Raw genomic sequence first — 16,085 nt, 5'->3', positions numbered from 1 at the left:
GACCAACCAAGGGTGACGCCACCGCCGCGGTGGCCGCGCGACCCGGGGACGCCCGTCCCCGCGCCGCCGGTCCCGCGCAGCCCCGAGCGGGCGGGCGACGCCCGACACCGAACTTCGAGGAGGGTATGTGCTGGTCCTGGTGGCGGTCCACGCCCTGGCAGCCGTGGTCGCCCCCGGGCTGGTACGCCGCTTCGGTAGCCGGGCGCTCTACGCCGTCGCGCTGGCCCCGGCCGCCACGCTGGTCTGGGCGCTGACCCGTACCGGTGGGGTCCGCTCGGGTGAGCCGGTGGTGGAGACCTGGCCGTGGGTGCCCCGGATCGGCCTGGAAGTCGCCCTGCGGATGGGCACCCTGTCCTGGCTGATGGTGGTGCTCGTCGGCGGGGTCGGCGCGCTGGTGCTGGCGTACAGCGCCCGGTACTTCCGCTCCGACGACCCCGGGCTGGGCCGCCTCGCCGCCGTCTTCGTCGCGTTCGCCGGCTCGATGCTCGGCCTGGTCGTCTCCGACGACCTGCTGCTGCTCTACGTGTTCTGGGAACTCACCACCGTCTTCTCGTACCTGCTGATCGGGTACGACCCGGCCAAGCGGGCCAGCCGGCGGGCCGCCATGCAGGCGCTGCTGGTCACCACCCTGGGCGGGCTGGCCATGCTGGCCGGGTTCGTGATGCTCGGCCAGCACGCCGGCAGCTACCGCTGGTCGGTCGTCGCCACCGACCTGCCCGGCGGCGGTTACCTGGTCACCGCGCTGATGCTGATCCTGCTCGGCGCGCTCAGCAAGTCCGCGATCGTGCCGTTCAGCTTCTGGCTGCCCGGTGCGATGGCCGCACCCACCCCGGTCAGCGCCTACCTGCACGCCGCCGCGATGGTCAAGGCCGGGGTGTTCCTGGTCGCCCTGCTCGGCCCCGCCGTCGCCGACGTCACCGCCTGGCGGGTGGTGCTGCTCTGCACCGGCCTGGCCACCCTCCTGCTCGGCGGCTGGGTGGCGCTGCGCCAGACCGACCTGAAGCTGCTGCTCGCCTACGGCACGGTCAGCCAGCTCGGGCTGCTGATGGTGATCCTCGGCGCCGGCACCCGGGACGCCGCGCTGGCCGGCGCGGCGATGGTGCTGGCGCACGCCCTGTTCAAGGCCACCCTCTTCCTTGTCGTCGGGATCGTCGACCACACCACCGGCACCCGGGACCTGCGCGAACTCAGCGGCCTCGGCCGCCGCGCGCCGGTGCTGGCCGGCGTCGCCGTGCTGGCCGCCGCGTCGATGGCCGGGCTGCCGCCGACGGCCGGCTTCGTCGCCAAGGAGGCCGCCCTCGACGCCTTCCAACACGGGGGCGCGGCGGACCTGCTGGTGCTGGTCGGGGTGGTGGCCGGCTCGGCGCTGACCGTGGCGTACACGCTGCGGTTCCTGTGGGGGGCGTTCGCCGGCAAGCCCGGCGTCGCGCCGACCGAGGCGCATCCGGCGGGCCGGTCGTTCCTCGCCGCCCCGGCGCTGCTCGCCGTCGCCGGGCTGGTGGTCGGTGTCGCCGCCCCGGCCCTCGACGGGCTGCTCGCCCCGTACGCCGACGGGTTCGCCTCCGCCGGGCCCGGCTACCACCTGGCGCTGTGGCATGGCCTGACCCCGGCGCTGGGGCTGTCCGCCCTGGCGGTGGCGGCCGGCGGCGGCCTGTTCCTGCTGCTGCACCGGGGCCGGGTGCGGGCCACCCGGTGGACGCCGCTGGACGGCGCGGCCGGCTACGAACGGCTGGTCGCCGGGGTGGACCGGCTGGCGGTGGAGCTGACCGGCGCGACCCAGCGGGGCTCGCTGCCGTTCTATCTCGGGATCATCCTGCTGGTGCTGGTGCTGCTGCCCGGCGGGGCGTTGCTCACCGGGGGGCCGTGGCCCCGGCAGTTCCGCGCCTGGGACACCCCGTTGCAGGCCGTCGTCGCCGCCCTGGTGATCGTCGCCGCCGTGATGGCCGCCCGCGCGCTGCGCCGGCTCACCGCGATGATCCTGGTCGGCGTCGCCGGCTACGGCACCGCCCTGATGTTCGTCCTGCACGGCGCACCGGACCTGGCGTTGACCCAGTTCCTGGTGGAGACCGTCACCATCGTCATGTTCGTGCTGGTGCTGCGCCGGCTGCCGGTGAAGTTCTCGGCCCGGCCGATCCGCCGCAGCCGGCGTGGCCGGATCGCCCTCGGGGTCGCCGTCGGCGCGGTGGTGTCCGGGATGGCCTGGGTCGCGTCGAGCGGCCGGCTGGCCACCCCGATCTCCGAGCGGTTCCCCGACGAGGCGGTCTCCTACGGCGGCGGCAAGAACGTGGTCAACGTGACCCTGGTCGACATCCGGGCCTGGGACACCATGGGCGAGATCGCCGTGCTGGTGGTGGCCGCCACCGGGGTGGCCAGCCTGATCTTCCGCCGCTCCCGGGACCTGGACCGGCGCAGTGCCTTCCCCGGCCCCCGACCGGCGACGACCGGCGGACCCCGCTGGCTGACCGCCGGCTTCGAGGCGCACCGGCACTCGGTGATCCTCCAGGTGGTCACCCGGCTGCTCTTCCACGCCATCGTGCTCTTCTCGGTCTACCTGCTCTTCTCCGGCCACAACGCCCCCGGTGGCGGGTTCGCCGCCGGCCTGGTCGCCGGCCTGGCCCTGGCCGTGCGCTACCTGGCCGGTGGCCGCCGGGAACTCAACGCCGCCGCGCCGGTCGACGCCGGGGCGGTGCTCGGCGCGGGGCTCTTCCTCGCCGTCGGCACCGGCGTGCTGGCGATGCCGCTGGGCGGGGAGTTCCTCCAGAGCGCGGTGGTCGACCTGCACCTGCCCCTGCTCGGCAAGGTCCACTTCGTCTCGTCGGTCTTCTTCGACGTCGGCGTCTACCTGATCGTGGTGGGCCTGGTGCTGGACATCCTGCGCAGTCTGGGCGCCGAGATGGACCGCCAGCAGGAGGACGCCCGCGACGACGTACGCGACAAGGAGCTGGTGTGACCCCCAACCTCACCTACATCGTGGTGGTCGGCGTGCTCTTCGCCGCCGGGGTGACCCTGCTGCTGGAACGCAGCCTCACCCGGGTGCTGATGGGCGTCATCCTGCTCGGCAACGGGGCCAACCTGCTGCTGCTCACCGGTGGCCGGGCCGGTGGCCCACCGATCGTCGGCACCACCGACGCCGGGGAGATGAGCGATCCGCTGCCCCAGGCGATGGTGCTCACCGCCATCGTCATCACCCTCGGCATGACCGCGTTCCTGCTGGCGCTGTCGTACCGCAGCTGGCACCTCAACGGTCACGACGAGGTGCAGGACGACGTGGAGGACCGCCGGATCATGGACCTCGCCGACCGGGACGAGGGGCCGGGCACCGACGACGCCGACCAGTCCGACTCCGACGACCAGCCCGACGACGGCCGGCCCGATCCGGACGGCCGGCGGCCCTCGGCGGCCCCGGTGGCGGCAGCGGCCGGCGAGCGGGGGAGGGACGCGTGAACTACCTCGTCCCGCTGCCGGTGGTGATGCCGCTGCTCGGCGCGGCCCTGACCCTGCTGCTGGCCAGCCGGCCCCGCGCGCAGCGGTGGGTCAGCCTCACCGTGCTCACCGCGACCGTGGCGGTGGCGGCCACCCTGCTGGTCCGCTCCTCGATCGACGGGCCGCTCGTCGTGGAGGTCGGCGGCTGGGTCGCCCCGCTGGGCATCGTGCTCGTCGCCGACCAGCTCGCCGCGCTGATGCTGGTGGTGTCCGCCGCCGTCACCCTCTGCGTGCTGGTGTACTCCATCGGGCAGGGCATGGCCGACGGGCACGAGGACACCCCGCTGTCGGTCTACCACCCCACCTACCTGGTGCTGACCGCCGGGGTGTGCAACGCCTTCCTCTCCGGCGACCTGTTCAACCTCTACGTCGGCTTCGAGATCCTGCTGGTCGCCAGCTACGTGCTGCTCACCCTGGGCAGCACCGAGACCCGGATCCGGGCCGGCACCACGTACGTCGTGGTCAGCCTGCTGTCGTCGCTGATCTTCCTGGTGGCGATCGGGCTGGTCTACTCGGCCACCGGCACCCTCAACCTGGCCCAGCTCGTCGACCGGCTCGACGCCCTCCCCGACGACCTGCGGCTGGTGCTGCAGGGGATGCTGCTGCTCGCCTTCGGCATCAAGGCGGCGGTCTTCCCGCTGTCGGCGTGGCTGCCCGACAGCTACCCGACCGCGCCCGCGCCGGTCACCGCCGTCTTCGCCGGCCTGCTCACCAAGGTCGGCGTGTACGCCATCATCCGCACCGAGACGCTGCTCTTCCCCGGTGGCCGGACCGCCGACCTGCTGCTGGTGGTGGCGGCGTTGACGATGCTGGTCGGCATCCTCGGCGCGGTCGCCCAGTCCGACATCAAACGACTGCTGTCGTTCACCCTGATCAGCCACATCGGCTACATGCTGTTCGGGGTGGGGCTCAGCTCGTCGCTCGGGCTGGCCGCCGCGATCTTCTACGTGGTGCACCACATCACCATCCAGACCACCCTGTTCCTCGCCGCCGGGCTGGTCGAACGCCGGGGCGGCAGCACCGCCCTGGACCGCCTCGGCGGGTTGGCCCGACTGTCGCCGCTGCTCGCCGTGCTGTTCTTCGTGCCCGCGCTGAACCTGGCCGGGATTCCCCCGTTCTCCGGCTTCCTCGGCAAGCTCGGCCTGGTCCAGGCGGGCGTGGACGACGGCGGCGCGCTGGCCTGGGTGCTGGTCGCCGGGGGACTGCTGACCAGCCTGCTCACCCTCTACGCCATCGCCCGGGTGTGGAACCTGGCGTTCTGGCGTCGTCCGCACCCGGAGATGCCCGAACCGCAGGACAGCGTGCACACCGTGCGTACGGACGGGGTGGAGCAGCCCTACCGGGGGCCGGACCGTGACGCCCACCCGGGCGCGATGCTGCCCCGCCTGATGATCGCGCCGACGGTCGCCCTGGTGGTGCTGGGGCTGGGGCTGACCGTGGTGGCCGGACCGTTGTTCGACCTCAGCTCCGACGCCGCGGACGACCTGCTGCGGCGCACCCCGTACGTCGAGGCCGTCTACCCCGGGGGTACCCCGTGAGCCACGATCCGCCGCCGCCACGGTCCACGGACCCGCCGCCCGGCGCGCCGCCGCCGCAGCGGTTCCCGGACCCGTCCGGTGCGCCGCCGTCGCAGCGGTCCACGGACCCGCCGCCCGGTGCGCCGCCGTCGCCGCGCGCCGGGGACCCGCCGGAGCATCCGGAGGACCTGCCGCTGACCCCGGCGGCCCGCCGCCGCAACCGGGCCGTCGCGATGATCGTGCTGGTCACCGTCTGGGTGCTGCTCTGGGGGACGCTGAGCTGGGCCAACGTGCTCGGCGGGCTGGTCGTGGGGCTGGTGGTGCTGACCGTCTTCCCGCTGCCCCCGGTGACCTTCGCCGGGCGGCTGCACCCGCTGCCGCTGCTGCGGTTCGCCCTGCGCTTCCTGCGCGACCTGGTGGTGGCCAGTGTGCAGATCGCGGCGCTGGCGCTGCGGTTCGGGCACCCCCCGCTGGGCGCGATCATCGCGGTGCCGCTGCGGGTCCGCTCCGACCTCAACCTGACGCTGACCGCCGAGGCGCTGTCGCTGGTGCCGGGCAGCCTCATCGTCGAGGTCGACCGGGACGCCGGCATCCTCTACGTCCACGTCCTCGGGGTGCGCGACCGCGCCGAGGTCGAACGCTTCCGCCACGGCGTACTGGAGTTGGAGGCCCGGCTGATCGCGGCGATCGGCTCGACCGAGGAACAGCGGCTGATCCGGGAGCACACACCGTCCACCCTGGAAGGGAGTTCGAGATGACCGCTGTCGCCGTGATCGTCACCGTGCTGCTGGCGGTGGCGGGGGCGCTCACCCTCACCCGGATCGTCCGGGGGCCGTCGGTGCTCGACCGGGCGGTCGCCACCGACGTGCTGCTGGCGATCGTGGTGGCCGCCGTCGCCACGGAGGCCGCCTACAGCCGGGACGCGACCGCCCTGCCCATCCTCGTGGTGCTGGCCATCCTCGGCTTCGTCGGGTCGGTCAGCGTCGCCCGGTTCGCCAGCCGGCGGAACGACCAGTGAGCGTCGACGCGGTGCTGGACGTGGTGGCCGCGGTCTGCCTGCTGGGTGGCGCGCTGCTCAGCCTGGCCGCCGGGGTCGCCCTGGTCCGCTTCCCCGACCTGCTGTCCCGGATGCACGCGGCGGCCAAGCCCCAGGTGCTCGGCCTGCTGCTGGTGCTGCTCGGCTGCGCGCTGCGGCTGCGGACCGGGGTGGACGTCACCACGCTGGTGCTGGTCGGCGCGTTCCAGTTGGCCACCGCGCCGGTCGCGGCGCACATGATCGGCCGGGCCGGCTACCCGCACGACCGGATCCGCACCGACCTGCTGATCACCGACGAACTCGCCGCCCACCTCGACCGCCTGCACGCCGACCGCGCCTGACCACCGCGCCTGACCGGCGGGTGGACCGCCGCGCCTGGCCGGCGGGGTGACCGCCGCGCCCGACCGGCTGGTGGGCCGGTGTCGTCGGCGCGGCGGCGGCTCCGCAGGTCAGGGGGCCTCGACGACCTCGCGGCCGAGCGGCCAGAACGCCGCCGGGACCAGCTTGAAGTTGGCGATGCCGAACGGGATGCCGATGATCGTGACGCAGAGCGCGATCCCGGCCAGCAGGTGGGACAGCGCGAGCCACCAGCCGGCCAGCAGCACCCACAGCACGTTCGCCAGCCCGGACGGCACCCCGGCCCCGGGCTTGGCGACCAGGGTACGGCCGAACGGCCACAGCGAGTACCCGGCCAGCCGCAGCGACGCGACCCCGAACGGAATGGTGATCACGAGGACGAAGCAGATCACCGCGGCGACGAAGTAGCCGAGCGCCAGCACGATTCCGCCACCGAAGATGAGCCACAGGACGTTCAGGACGAAGCGAATCATTCTCCCATGATGACCGATGCCCGCCACTGTGCCCGGGGGGCCGGCGAGGGCGGTGGTGCGCCACCGGATGACGCCGGCGGCGCGGCACGCCGAAGGTTTCTTTCAGTCATACCAAGATTCATGATTTTATGTACCGGTGATCACTCCCACTCCTCTCATGCATCTCGTCGGCGGTGTCTGGGCCTTCAAGACCCTCGCCGTCGGGGTCGAGTTCGGCCTCTTCACCCGGTTGGCCGGCGGGCGCACCGTCACCCTGGCCGAGGCCGCCGCCGAGTTCGGGCTCGACGAACGCCCGGCCGACCTGCTGCTGGCCGCCAGCGCGTCGCTCGGCCTGCTGGAGAAGGTCGGCGACGGCTACCGCAACTCCGCCCTGGCCGAAGAGTTCCTGGTCGAGGGGCAGCCGTACTACTTCGGCGCCCAGGTGCGCTACTCCGACCTGCGTACCTACCTGCCCTGGCACCGGGTGGGCGAGGCGTTGCGGGGCAACCGGCCGCTCACCTGGGATCCGCAGCAACAGGACTCGCTGTTCGACACCACCGACCCGCAGCTGGTCGCCGAGTTCTGGGACGCCATGTTCGCCACCTCGCGGTTCACCGCCCGCGCGCTGGCCGACGCGTACGACTTCGGCGCGCACCGCCGGCTGCTCGACGTGGGCGGTGGCGCGGGGGCGTTCCCGATCGAGTTCTGCCTGCGCCTGCCGGAGCTGCGGGCGACCATCCTGGACCTGCCGCACGTCTGCGTCCGGGCCGGGGAGCGGATCGCCGAGGCGGGGCTGACCGACCGGATCGACGCGGTCGCCGGTGACTTCCTCGCCGACCCGGCCCTGCCGGACGGGCACGACGTCATCCTGCTCAGCATGATCCTGCACGACTGGGACGAGCCGACCAACCGGGGGCTGCTCGCCCGGTGCCACGCCGCGCTGCCGCCCGGCGGCGTGATCGTCATCAGTGAACTGCTGCTCAACGACGAGCGCACCGGTCCGGCGGAGGCCGCCCTGATGGGGATGAACATGCTCGTCGAGACCGAGGGCGGCAAGAACTACTCCGGTGCCGAGTACGCCGCCTGGCTGGCCGACGCCGGTTTCGTCGACATCCGCACGGTGCCGTTCGAGGCCCCCGGCGCCAACGGCGCGGTGCTGGCCCGCCGGCCCTGACCGACCCACGCCGGCCCTGACCCGGCCCGCCCCCGCCGGCCCACCCGGCGCGGGCGGGCCGGCGGCGGGTCAGCCCGGTTTGTACGCGGTGACCAGCTCCCAGCCGCCGGGCAGCACCGCCACCCGGGTGAAGCCGACCTCGGCGAGCAGCCCGGTGTAGAACTCCACCTCCCGCAGCCGGCTCACGCAGCTGTCCACCCCGATCAGGAAGTAGCTCCAGAAGAACTGCACGGCCAGCCGGTCCGGGGTGCGGAACTCCTCACCGATCAGCAGCAGCCCACCCGGCTCCAACGCCGCGTACGCCTGCTCCACCAGGTGCCGGGCGACCTCGTTGGGCCAGTCGTGCAGCACCCGGACGAACGCCATCGCGTCGTAGCCCGACGGCAGCGGCCCGGCGAGGAAGTCGCCGCCGACGAAACCCAGCCGGTCCGGATGCCCCCGGTCGACCCGGGTGGCCGCCACCAGCGGGGCCACCGGCGGCAGGTTGAACACGTCGGCCCGTAGGCCCGGCGCGGTGTCGAGGATGTGCGCGGCGAGCGTGCCGTCCCCGCCGCCGACGTCCAGCAGGCGTCGCCGGTCCGGCCAGAGCAGGCCGGCGTGCCGGCGCAACGTCTCGATCACCGGGCCGAGCCCGGCGGCCATGCTGCGCTCGAAGTCGGCGGTCTGCGCGGCGGTCTTCGGCGGCCAGGCGAAGTCGTCGTCGGTCATCCCGACCTCGCCGCGCAGGCTCTCGGTGAGCCGGCCGTGCAGCAGCCGCCACGGGTAGCGGTCCCGGTCGCGTTCGATCGCGTCCGGGCCGACCACGGCGAGCACGGCGTCCCGCAGCCCCGGCACGGCCCGGTAGCCGGTCGTGGCGATGTCGTCGCCGGACTCGTGGCGGGTGACGCAGCCGAGGCTCTCCAGGCAGTCGAGGAACTTGTAGAGCCGCAGCGGGCGTACCCCGAACCGGTCGGCCAGCGCGTCCAGGCGTACCGGGCCGGCCTCCAGCGCGTCGAGCAGGCCGAGGGTCAGCGCGGTCTCCAGCACGTCGACGGCCTTGGGGCCGTTGACGAGCAGGCTCATCAGCGCCCGCGGCGACAGGGTGACGGTCACCGGCCCAGCTCCTCGACCAGCGCGTCCATGAACGCGTCCACCTCGTCCGGGGTGTTGTAGACGTGCGGCCCGACCCGCAGCCAGCCGCGCCAACTGCAGATCATGTTCCGCGCGGCCAGCCGCCGCTTGACCGCCTCGCCGTCGGGGACGTCCAGACACACCACCCCGCCCCGGCGCTGCGGGTCGGTGGGGCTGACCACCGTGATGCCGGCCGCCGCCGCCCGGTCCAGGACCCGCTGGGTCAGCGCCAGCGAGTGCGCCCGGATCGCCCCGGCCCCGACGCCCGCGAGCAGGTCCAGGCCGACCTGGGAGATCAGCGAGGTCAACGGGTACGGCGTGCCGCCGGCGAAACGTTGCGCCCCCGCCGCCCAGCCGGTCGACACCCGGAAGGTCAACGCCCGGTCGCCGGCCTGCCACCCGGTCGCCGCCGGTGCCAGCCGCTCCACCAGGTCGGGACGGACGTAGAGGAACGCGGTGCCGGCCCCGCACAGCCACTTGTGCGCCCCACCGAGGACGACGTCGACGCCGAGCGCGGTCACGTCCAGCGGGACCACCCCGACGGTCTGGAACGCGTCCACCACGACCAGCGCGCCGACGTCGTGGGCGCGGGCGACCAGCCGGGGCAGGTCGACGGTGGCCCCGGAGGAGAAGCTGGCGTGCGGCACGCAGACCAGCAGCGTCCGTTCGTCGACCCGGGCCAGCAGGGTGTCCTCGTCGACCGCGGGTCCACCCGTGCCGACCACGTCGAGTCGCGCGCCGTAGCGGCGGAACGCGGTGCCGATGAACGGCACCGTCGGGTACTCCAGGTCGGTGGTGACGATCCGGTCGCGCGGCGGACGGTAGTCGAAGCAGGAGAGCACCCGGGCCAGCAGGGTGCTCAGGTTGGCGTCGGTGACCACGCTGCCCGGGGGCGCGCCGAGCAGCGCGGCCACCGAGTCGGCGTACCGGTCGAGGCCGACGTGCCAGTCCTGCCACACGTCGTCGCGCCAGCCGCGCAGGGTCCGCCAGTAGTCGGCGAGCACCCGCTCGACGCCGCGGGGTGCCGCGCCGGTCGAGTTGTTGTTCAGGTAGACGCACGTCTCCAGCAGCGGGAACTCGGCGCGCAGGGTGGCGTGTGCGACGGCGTCCAGGCAGCGCGCCGGGAGGGTGTCGGATTCGCTCACTCGGGGTGTCCTCCCATCGGGTCGGTCGGGGTGGGCCGGGGATCGGTGGACACGGCGGTGAACACCGGCACCGAGCGCACGGCCGCCAGGTAGGGGGTGCCCTCGGTGTAGCCGGTGCCGGACCGGGAGCCGAGCATCCGGACCGCCAGCCGGTGGTGGGTGCGCCGCCAGGTCAGCACGGCCTCGGCGAAGGCCGCCATCTGCTGCCGGACCAGGGCGTGGTCGGCGTCGCGGAGCCGGCCGTCGCGGACCGCCGCCCGGTAGGCCTGGTCGATCGACGGATGGCCGGCGCGCACCAGGTCACGCACCTCCGGCACGGACCGGTACGCGGTGGAGTCGAGCCGGGCCGGCTCGGGGGTACGGCACAGCGACTCCATCAGCTTGTAGGAGCGGGACTGGATCGCGCTGGCCCCCTCGGTGTACTCGCGGAACGTCCGGAACGCCGCCGGTTGCATGGTGGCCAGCAGCGAGAAGAGCGCACCGGCCCCGCCGATCAGGTCCCGGGCGTACGCCAGCCGGGCGGCGGCCGCGCGGGACCGGCCGGTGGCCAGCTCGGTGATGGTGGCCCGCAGCTCCTCGGCGACCCCGACGAAGAGACACTCGTACGCCTGGAGCACCCGGATGAACAGGTACTCGTCGTGGGAGACGTAGACCGGCAGCATGCTCAGCCGCAGGGCCAGCTCCCGGGCGGGATCCCGGTCGGCGACGGCGAGCCGGTGCAGCGCCACCGCCGCGGTGACCGGGTCCGGGTCGGTGACCGTCGCGGCCAGGCCGAGCCGGGTGAGGGCGGCGAACACGGCCCGGACCGCGAGCCGGCACCGCTTGGTCACCAGGGTCGGCCCCGGCCGCTGCTCGGGGAGCAGGTCGGTGACGCCGGCCGAGGCGGCCAGCTCGAAGGCGACGGCATCGGCGACGAGGTCGACCAGGAGCCGGTCGCGCTCGCGCCGGCCGCCGTCCCCCGCACCCGGCCCAGCGAGGCCGTGCTGGCGGTCCGCCCCGGCCGGTGCGTGCTGGCTGTCCGGCGTGGCCGGTGCGTGCTGTCCGGCGGGCACCTGGTCCCGGGGGCGGGCGGGGGCGGTGGTGGACAGGGGGAGCAGTGGCAGGGCCAGGTAGCTGCGGTAGTCGTACCGGGCGTCCCACTTGTCGAGCGCCACGTCGAGGAAGGCGGACAACGGGTGGGCGGCGGGCGTCCGGGTGGTCACCTGGACGCGGATCCGGGCCAGCCGGGCCAGCAGTTCTTTGTCGACGAAGTGTTTGCCGACCCGGTTAAATTCGGCGACCACCACGTGGTAGGGGAATTGTTCGGGGTCGGCCGTACCGGACGACCAGCTCGTCAGCTCACGCACGGACCGCACCTCGGATGGGAATGTGTCAGGGACAGCGCCGACGATTCTTCGAGTGGCGCGGCTCGTCATGCCTCTGCGGTGTGGGAACGGGCCGTCGCCGGGCGGTCGGCCGTCGGCGGGCCCGGTCGTAGCTCGGGGTAGAACCGGTGCTCGAGGAGCTTGGCGAGCACCGTCGCCGGGCTGCCCGGGGAGCCGTCCGCGGCGTGCCCGCCGACCTGCAGCGCGACCTGGTAGTGGCGGGCACGCCACCGGGAGACCTGCTCGTCCCAGGCGGCCATCGCGTCGGCCAGCCGGCGGGTCGGGTCGGTCGGCGGCAGCCCGTCGAGCGGGCCGCCCCGGCTGCCGAGGTGCTCGGCGAACGCCCTGCCGAGGTGCCGGCTCGCCAGCGTGACCCGTCGCCAACCGGGTGACTCGGCTCCGGAACCGTTGCCCAGCGCCGGTTGCATCGTCTGGAAGTCGACCGGCGAGAGGTGGCGGAACATCGCCAGCTGGTCGGTGACCAGACGCACCGCGAGCGTCGCGCGGGCCAGCAGTGCCGCCGCCGCTGCCGGGTCCGCCGCCGTGACCCGGGCGACGGCGGCGGTCACCTCGGCCTCGGCCAGCTTGAGCCACAACTCGGCGGACTGGTGCACCACCTGGAAGAGCAGCTCGTCGCGGTGCAGCATCTCCTCCGGGCGGCGTTGCAGATCGAGCAACTCGTCGGTACGCATGTAGCGGGCGTAGTCCGTGGTGCCGTCGCCCGGCAGCACAGGTGACTGGTCACGTTTCACGGGTGTCCCTCCGGTGAGCGCCGGCGCGGCGCGGGTGTCGGCGCTCAAGGGTGACAATTATCCAACGACGAATGGCAATGTGTCACCCCCTGTTTTGAGGGTATGAGTTGGTCGGTTTCGGGGGTGGACACCCCTTGTTATCCCGTGATGTGAGCGCTAACACACCAAATTGTTTCCGTCAATGTCTGGCGCGTCACGGCCGCTCGACGGCGACGGGTGGCCGGGTGTGCCGCCGCCCGGCGGTGCGGTGTCGGTCCCGCCGCCCCGGTCGCCCGCCGGTCGGTGCGTGGAGTGTTCGGTTGCCTACCGTGCGCAGGCGTGGTTAGGTCGTCCTCACTGGTCGGTCGACGGCGCGCGGTGGTCGACGGCGGTCGCCCGACCGACCCCGGAAGGAGTGCCATGACGGCGGTGCCGACCTCTGCCCGGCGTCCGGTCGAGGACTTCGGTGAGGTCTCCATCCGGCCGGTGGAGCCCGACCGGGACGTCGAGGTGATCCACGACTGGGTGACCCGGGAGCGGTCCCGGTTCTGGGGCATGCGTGACGCCAGCCGGGAGCGGGTCCACGAGATCTACACGTACCTCGACTCGCTGACCACCCACCACGCCTACCTGGTCCATCGCGACGGTCGGCCGGTGGCGCTGTTCCAGACCTACGAGCCGGCCGCCGACCCGGTCGGGCGGTGTTACGACGTGCGCCCCGGCGACTTCGGCATCCACCTGCTCATCGGCCCCCCGGACGGCGGTGTGGAGCCCGGCTTCACCGGGGTGCTCCTCGACGCCTTCCTCGCGTTCGTGCTGGCCGATCCGACCCGGCTGCGGATCGTGGCCGAGCCGGACGCCCGCAACGCGCGGGCCGTCGACCGGCTGGTCCGGGCCGGCTTCGTGCCCGGCCCCCTGATCGACCTGCCGGACAAGCGCGCCCGGCTGCTGTTCCTCGACCGGGGCGCGGTGCGTCCCGCCGGTCGACGGCCGGACGGTGCCACCGGCTGAGCGCGGGATGGTCCCCCGATCGGGGGTGTGGGGGGCCGGGTGGCCATTCATCTCGTTGCTTAGGTTAGCCTCACCTTCGTGCTTAGTGATCGAGTTCGCCCGGCGGGGGAGCCCCACCACGCCACCGGCACCGCGACCCTGCCCGTCGCCCCCTGGCGGCTGTTCGACGTGCAGGTGCGCGCGACCCGTCGGCTCAGCCCGTCCTTCCTGCGGGTCACCTTCACCGGTCCGGACCTCGACCGGTTCGCCGACAACGGCTACGACCAGCGGATGAAGCTGGTGCTGCCGCTGCCCGGCCGACCCGGGGTGCACCTTCCCGGCGGCGCCGACTGGTACGCCCACTGGCGGGCGCTGCCCGAGGACGAGCGCTGCCCCATCCGCACGTACACCGTCCGCGCGGTCCGGCCCCACCTGGCCGAGGTCGACGTCGACCTGGTGCTGCACGGCGACAGCGGGGCGGCCGGCCGGTGGGCGCTGCGCGCCCGCCCCGGCGACGAGGCCGGCCTGCTCGGCCCCGACGCCGGCTACCACGGCGACCACGGCGGCATCGAGTTCCGGCCGCCGGCCGCCGGCCACCTGCTGCTCGCCGGCGACGAGACCGCCGTGCCGGCGATCTGCGCCATCCTGGAACGCCTGCCCCTCGACACCCGGGGACAGGTGCTGTTGGAGGTGCCGGAGCGGGCCGACGCGCTGCCGACCGTCACCCCGCCCGGCGTGACGGTCGACTGGCTGGCCCGCGACGGCGGCGGGCACGGCAGCCGGCTGCTCCCCGCCGTCGCCACGGCGGCGCGACGCCTGCTCTGCCCCACCGACGCGGTCCCCACCGGGCCGATCGCCGACATCGACGTCGACCGGACCCCGCTCTGGGAGGTGCCGACCCCGACCGCACCGGTACCGGTGTACGCCTGGCTGGCCGGCGAGGCCGGTGTCATCCGCGCGCTCCGCCGGCACCTGGTCGCCGAACGGGGCATGGACCGTCGCGCGGTCGCCTTCATGGGGTACTGGCGGCACGGCGGCCCGGACCCGGCCTGAGGCGTGAGCTGCTGTTGTGACCCGCGTTACCTCTCGGCGGAGCGGGAATCAGCGTGGCGGATCCGGATTTGAAGCCAGGTGTGACTGTCGCCCTGACTCCCGCCCGGCCGCGCCCTGACCGGGCGGTGTTTCCCCGATGACCGATGTCGCCCACGAGCCGCTGGCGAAGGTGGCGCCGACCCCCGGTGAGCTGATGACCGGCCGGCAGCGGGTACGCCTCGTCCTGGTCCTCGGCTCGCTGCTCGCCGTCGGCCCGTTGACCATCGACATGTACCTGCCGGCGCTGCCCACCATCGCCGCGGACCTCGCCACCACCTCGGCGGCGGTCCAGTTGACCCTCACCGGCACGCTCGCCGGGCTGGCCCTCGGCCAACTGCTGATCGGACCGCTCTCCGACGCCGTCGGACGGCGTGGCCCGCTGATCGCCGGCCTCGCCCTGCACATCGTGGCGTCGGCGCTCTGCGTCGTCGCCCCCAACATCGTGGTCCTCGGCGGCCTGCGGGTGGTGCAGGGCCTCGGGGTCGCCGCCGCCACCGTGGTCGCCATGGCGGTGCTCCGTGACCTGTTCAGCGGCACCGCCTTCGCCACCCTGCTGTCCCGGCTGCTGCTGGTGATGGGCGCCGCGCCGATCCTCGCCCCGACGCTCGGCGGCGGGGTGCTGCGCTGGACGGACTGGCGGGGCGTCTTCGTGACGCTGACCGTCCTCGGCGTGCTGCTCGTCGTGCTGGCCGTGGTCGGCCTGCCGGAGACCCTGCCGGCCCGGCGTCGCCAGCGCGGCGGCGTGTGGACCACGGTGGGCCTGTACGGCTCGCTGCTGCGCGACCGGGTCTTCGTGGGGCTCGTCCTGGTCGCCGGCCTGGCCATGGCGGCGCTGTTCGCGTACGTGGCCGGCTCCTCGTTCGTCCTCCAGGAGCGGTACGGGCTCGACGAGCAGCAGTTCGGGCTGGCGTTCGGCGCGGGCGCGGTGGGGCTGATCGGGGCGGCCCAGTACAACGTACGGCTGCTGCGTCGCCACTCGCCGCAGCGGATTCTCGTCACCTCGCTGACCATCGGCACCCTGGCCGGGCTCGCGCTGCTGGCCTTCGCGGCGACCGGCTTCGGCGGGCTGCCCGCCCTGCTGGTGGCGCTCTGGGCGGTGCTGGGCTCGGCCGGCCTGGCGATGCCGAACGCCCCGGCGCTGGCGCTGTCCCGGCACGGTGAGGCGGCCGGTACCGCCTCGGCCCTGCTCGGTGCCGTGCAGTTCGGTGTGGGTGCGGTGGCCGCGCCGATGGTGGGCGTGCTGGGCAACGGCGCGGTGGCGATGGCGCTGGTGGTGACCGGTGGCATGGTGGCGGCGCTGGCGGTGCTGTTCCTCGTGGTGCGGCCGTCCCGGCTCGCCGGCCTGGAACCACCGCCCTCGGCGGTCGTGGTGGTGCACTGACCGGCGTCGTCGACAGCGGCGTGCCGGGGCGGTCGTGGGCACCGGAGTGCCGGAGGCTCGTGGCCAGCGGTGTCGCGGCCGGTCTCCGGCACCCCTGGACGGGGACAGGGCGGGTCCGGATGGACCCGCCCTGTCGGCAGTGACTACCAGAGGATTTGAACCCCTAGACCACATCGGTGGTCCGCAACCGCGCTAAGTGGCAGTCACCGAAAGCGTAGCCCCGCGCACCGGGCCGCCGCAGTCGGCGATGCGA

General features: G+C 73.8%; 15 protein-coding genes. 10 read left to right on the top strand and 5 right to left on the bottom strand.

Annotated features, from left to right (window positions below; genetic code table 11):
- The first annotated feature begins 127 nt into the window (after nt 1–127).
- The 6 genes from O7625_RS23445 to mnhG are packed head-to-tail and all read left to right on the top strand — an operon-like array spanning nt 128 to nt 6,377.
- The gene (locus O7625_RS23445) at nt 128–2,950 is read left to right on the top strand and encodes a Na+/H+ antiporter subunit A (RefSeq protein ID WP_282341578.1); all 2,823 of its coding nucleotides are present in this window, start codon (nt 128–130) and stop codon (nt 2,948–2,950) included.
- On the top strand, nt 2,947–3,444 hold the full coding sequence (locus O7625_RS23440; RefSeq protein ID WP_282341576.1) for a Na(+)/H(+) antiporter subunit C: 498 nt from the start codon (nt 2,947–2,949) through the stop codon (nt 3,442–3,444). The genes O7625_RS23445 and O7625_RS23440 overlap by 4 nt, the downstream gene beginning before the upstream one ends.
- Nucleotides 3,441–5,021 (top strand): Na+/H+ antiporter subunit D, encoded by a 1,581-nt coding sequence (locus O7625_RS23435; protein WP_282341574.1) that lies wholly within the window; start codon nt 3,441–3,443, stop codon nt 5,019–5,021. The genes O7625_RS23440 and O7625_RS23435 overlap by 4 nt, the downstream gene beginning before the upstream one ends.
- A complete protein-coding gene (locus tag O7625_RS23430; RefSeq protein WP_282341572.1) occupies nt 5,018–5,758 on the top strand; it encodes a Na+/H+ antiporter subunit E in 741 nt (246 codons plus the stop codon). The genes O7625_RS23435 and O7625_RS23430 overlap by 4 nt, the downstream gene beginning before the upstream one ends.
- Nucleotides 5,755–6,018, top strand: a complete 264-nt coding sequence (locus O7625_RS23425) for a monovalent cation/H+ antiporter complex subunit F (RefSeq protein WP_282341570.1) — start codon at nt 5,755–5,757, stop codon at nt 6,016–6,018. The genes O7625_RS23430 and O7625_RS23425 overlap by 4 nt, the downstream gene beginning before the upstream one ends.
- Nucleotides 6,015–6,377 carry a monovalent cation/H(+) antiporter subunit G gene (gene mnhG, locus O7625_RS23420; RefSeq protein ID WP_282341569.1) on the top strand — a complete coding sequence of 121 codons (363 nt, stop codon included), beginning with the start codon at nt 6,015–6,017 and terminating at the stop codon, nt 6,375–6,377. The genes O7625_RS23425 and mnhG overlap by 4 nt, the downstream gene beginning before the upstream one ends.
- A 108-nt stretch (nt 6,378–6,485) precedes the next feature.
- On the opposite strand, the gene O7625_RS23415 is transcribed toward mnhG, so the two are convergent.
- Entirely contained in the window at nt 6,486–6,866 is a 381-nt protein-coding gene (locus O7625_RS23415) for a YccF domain-containing protein (RefSeq protein ID WP_282341567.1), read from the bottom strand.
- A gap of 136 nt (nt 6,867–7,002) precedes the next feature.
- Here O7625_RS23415 and O7625_RS23410 point away from each other — a divergent pair, with 136 nt between their 5' ends.
- Complete coding sequence (locus tag O7625_RS23410) at nt 7,003–8,019, top strand: methyltransferase (protein ID WP_282341565.1); 1,017 nt, start codon at nt 7,003–7,005, stop codon at nt 8,017–8,019.
- Nucleotides 8,020–8,088: 69 nt separating this feature from the next.
- Here the strand turns inward: O7625_RS23410 and O7625_RS23405 are convergent, their stop codons facing one another.
- From O7625_RS23405 to O7625_RS23390, 4 genes are read right to left on the bottom strand one after another with little or no spacing between them, the layout of a single operon-like run.
- Nucleotides 8,089–9,111, bottom strand: coding sequence for a methyltransferase (locus O7625_RS23405; protein WP_282341563.1), 1,023 nt, complete (start codon nt 9,109–9,111; stop codon nt 8,089–8,091).
- Nucleotides 9,108–10,274 carry an aminotransferase class V-fold PLP-dependent enzyme gene (locus tag O7625_RS23400; protein ID WP_282341560.1) on the bottom strand — a complete coding sequence of 389 codons (1,167 nt, stop codon included), beginning with the start codon at nt 10,272–10,274 and terminating at the stop codon, nt 9,108–9,110. Before O7625_RS23400 ends, O7625_RS23405 begins: the two co-directional genes overlap by 4 nt.
- Complete coding sequence (locus O7625_RS23395) at nt 10,271–11,629, bottom strand: tryptophan 2,3-dioxygenase family protein (protein ID WP_282341558.1); 1,359 nt, start codon at nt 11,627–11,629, stop codon at nt 10,271–10,273. The genes O7625_RS23400 and O7625_RS23395 overlap by 4 nt, the downstream gene beginning before the upstream one ends.
- A gap of 56 nt (nt 11,630–11,685) precedes the next feature.
- Complete coding sequence (locus tag O7625_RS23390; protein ID WP_282341556.1) at nt 11,686–12,390, bottom strand: tryptophan 2,3-dioxygenase family protein; 705 nt, start codon at nt 12,388–12,390, stop codon at nt 11,686–11,688.
- Nucleotides 12,391–12,789: 399 nt separating this feature from the next.
- Here O7625_RS23390 and O7625_RS23385 point away from each other — a divergent pair, with 399 nt between their 5' ends.
- The 3 genes from O7625_RS23385 (at nt 12,790) to O7625_RS23375 (ending at nt 15,832) form a co-directional block, all read left to right on the top strand.
- Entirely contained in the window at nt 12,790–13,380 is a 591-nt protein-coding gene (locus O7625_RS23385) for a GNAT family N-acetyltransferase (protein ID WP_282341554.1), read from the top strand.
- A gap of 78 nt (nt 13,381–13,458) precedes the next feature.
- Nucleotides 13,459–14,412, top strand: a complete 954-nt coding sequence (locus O7625_RS23380; RefSeq protein ID WP_282341553.1) for a siderophore-interacting protein — start codon at nt 13,459–13,461, stop codon at nt 14,410–14,412.
- A 136-nt stretch (nt 14,413–14,548) separates the two neighbouring features.
- Nucleotides 14,549–15,832: a multidrug effflux MFS transporter gene (locus O7625_RS23375; protein WP_282341552.1), complete on the top strand. Its 1,284-nt coding sequence runs from the start codon at nt 14,549–14,551 to the stop codon at nt 15,830–15,832.
- Nucleotides 15,833–16,085: the final 253 nt, after the last annotated feature.

Source organism: Micromonospora sp. WMMD714 (genome assembly GCF_029581315.1).
Lineage (GTDB): Bacteria > Actinomycetota > Actinomycetes > Mycobacteriales > Micromonosporaceae > Micromonospora > Micromonospora rifamycinica.
This window is presented reverse-complemented; position numbering and strand designations above follow the sequence as displayed.

Excerpts from the sequence above, each read along its gene's own strand:
- O7625_RS23415 (WP_282341567.1), bottom strand. The coding sequence starts at position 6,866 with ATGATTCGCTTCGTCCTGAACGTCCTGTGGCTCATCTTCGGTGGCGGA.
- O7625_RS23375 (WP_282341552.1), top strand. The coding sequence starts at position 14,549 with ATGACCGATGTCGCCCACGAGCCGCTGGCGAAGGTGGCGCCGACCCCC.
- O7625_RS23385 (WP_282341554.1), top strand. The coding sequence starts at position 12,790 with ATGACGGCGGTGCCGACCTCTGCCCGGCGTCCGGTCGAGGACTTCGGT.
- O7625_RS23425 (WP_282341570.1), top strand. The coding sequence starts at position 5,755 with ATGACCGCTGTCGCCGTGATCGTCACCGTGCTGCTGGCGGTGGCGGGG.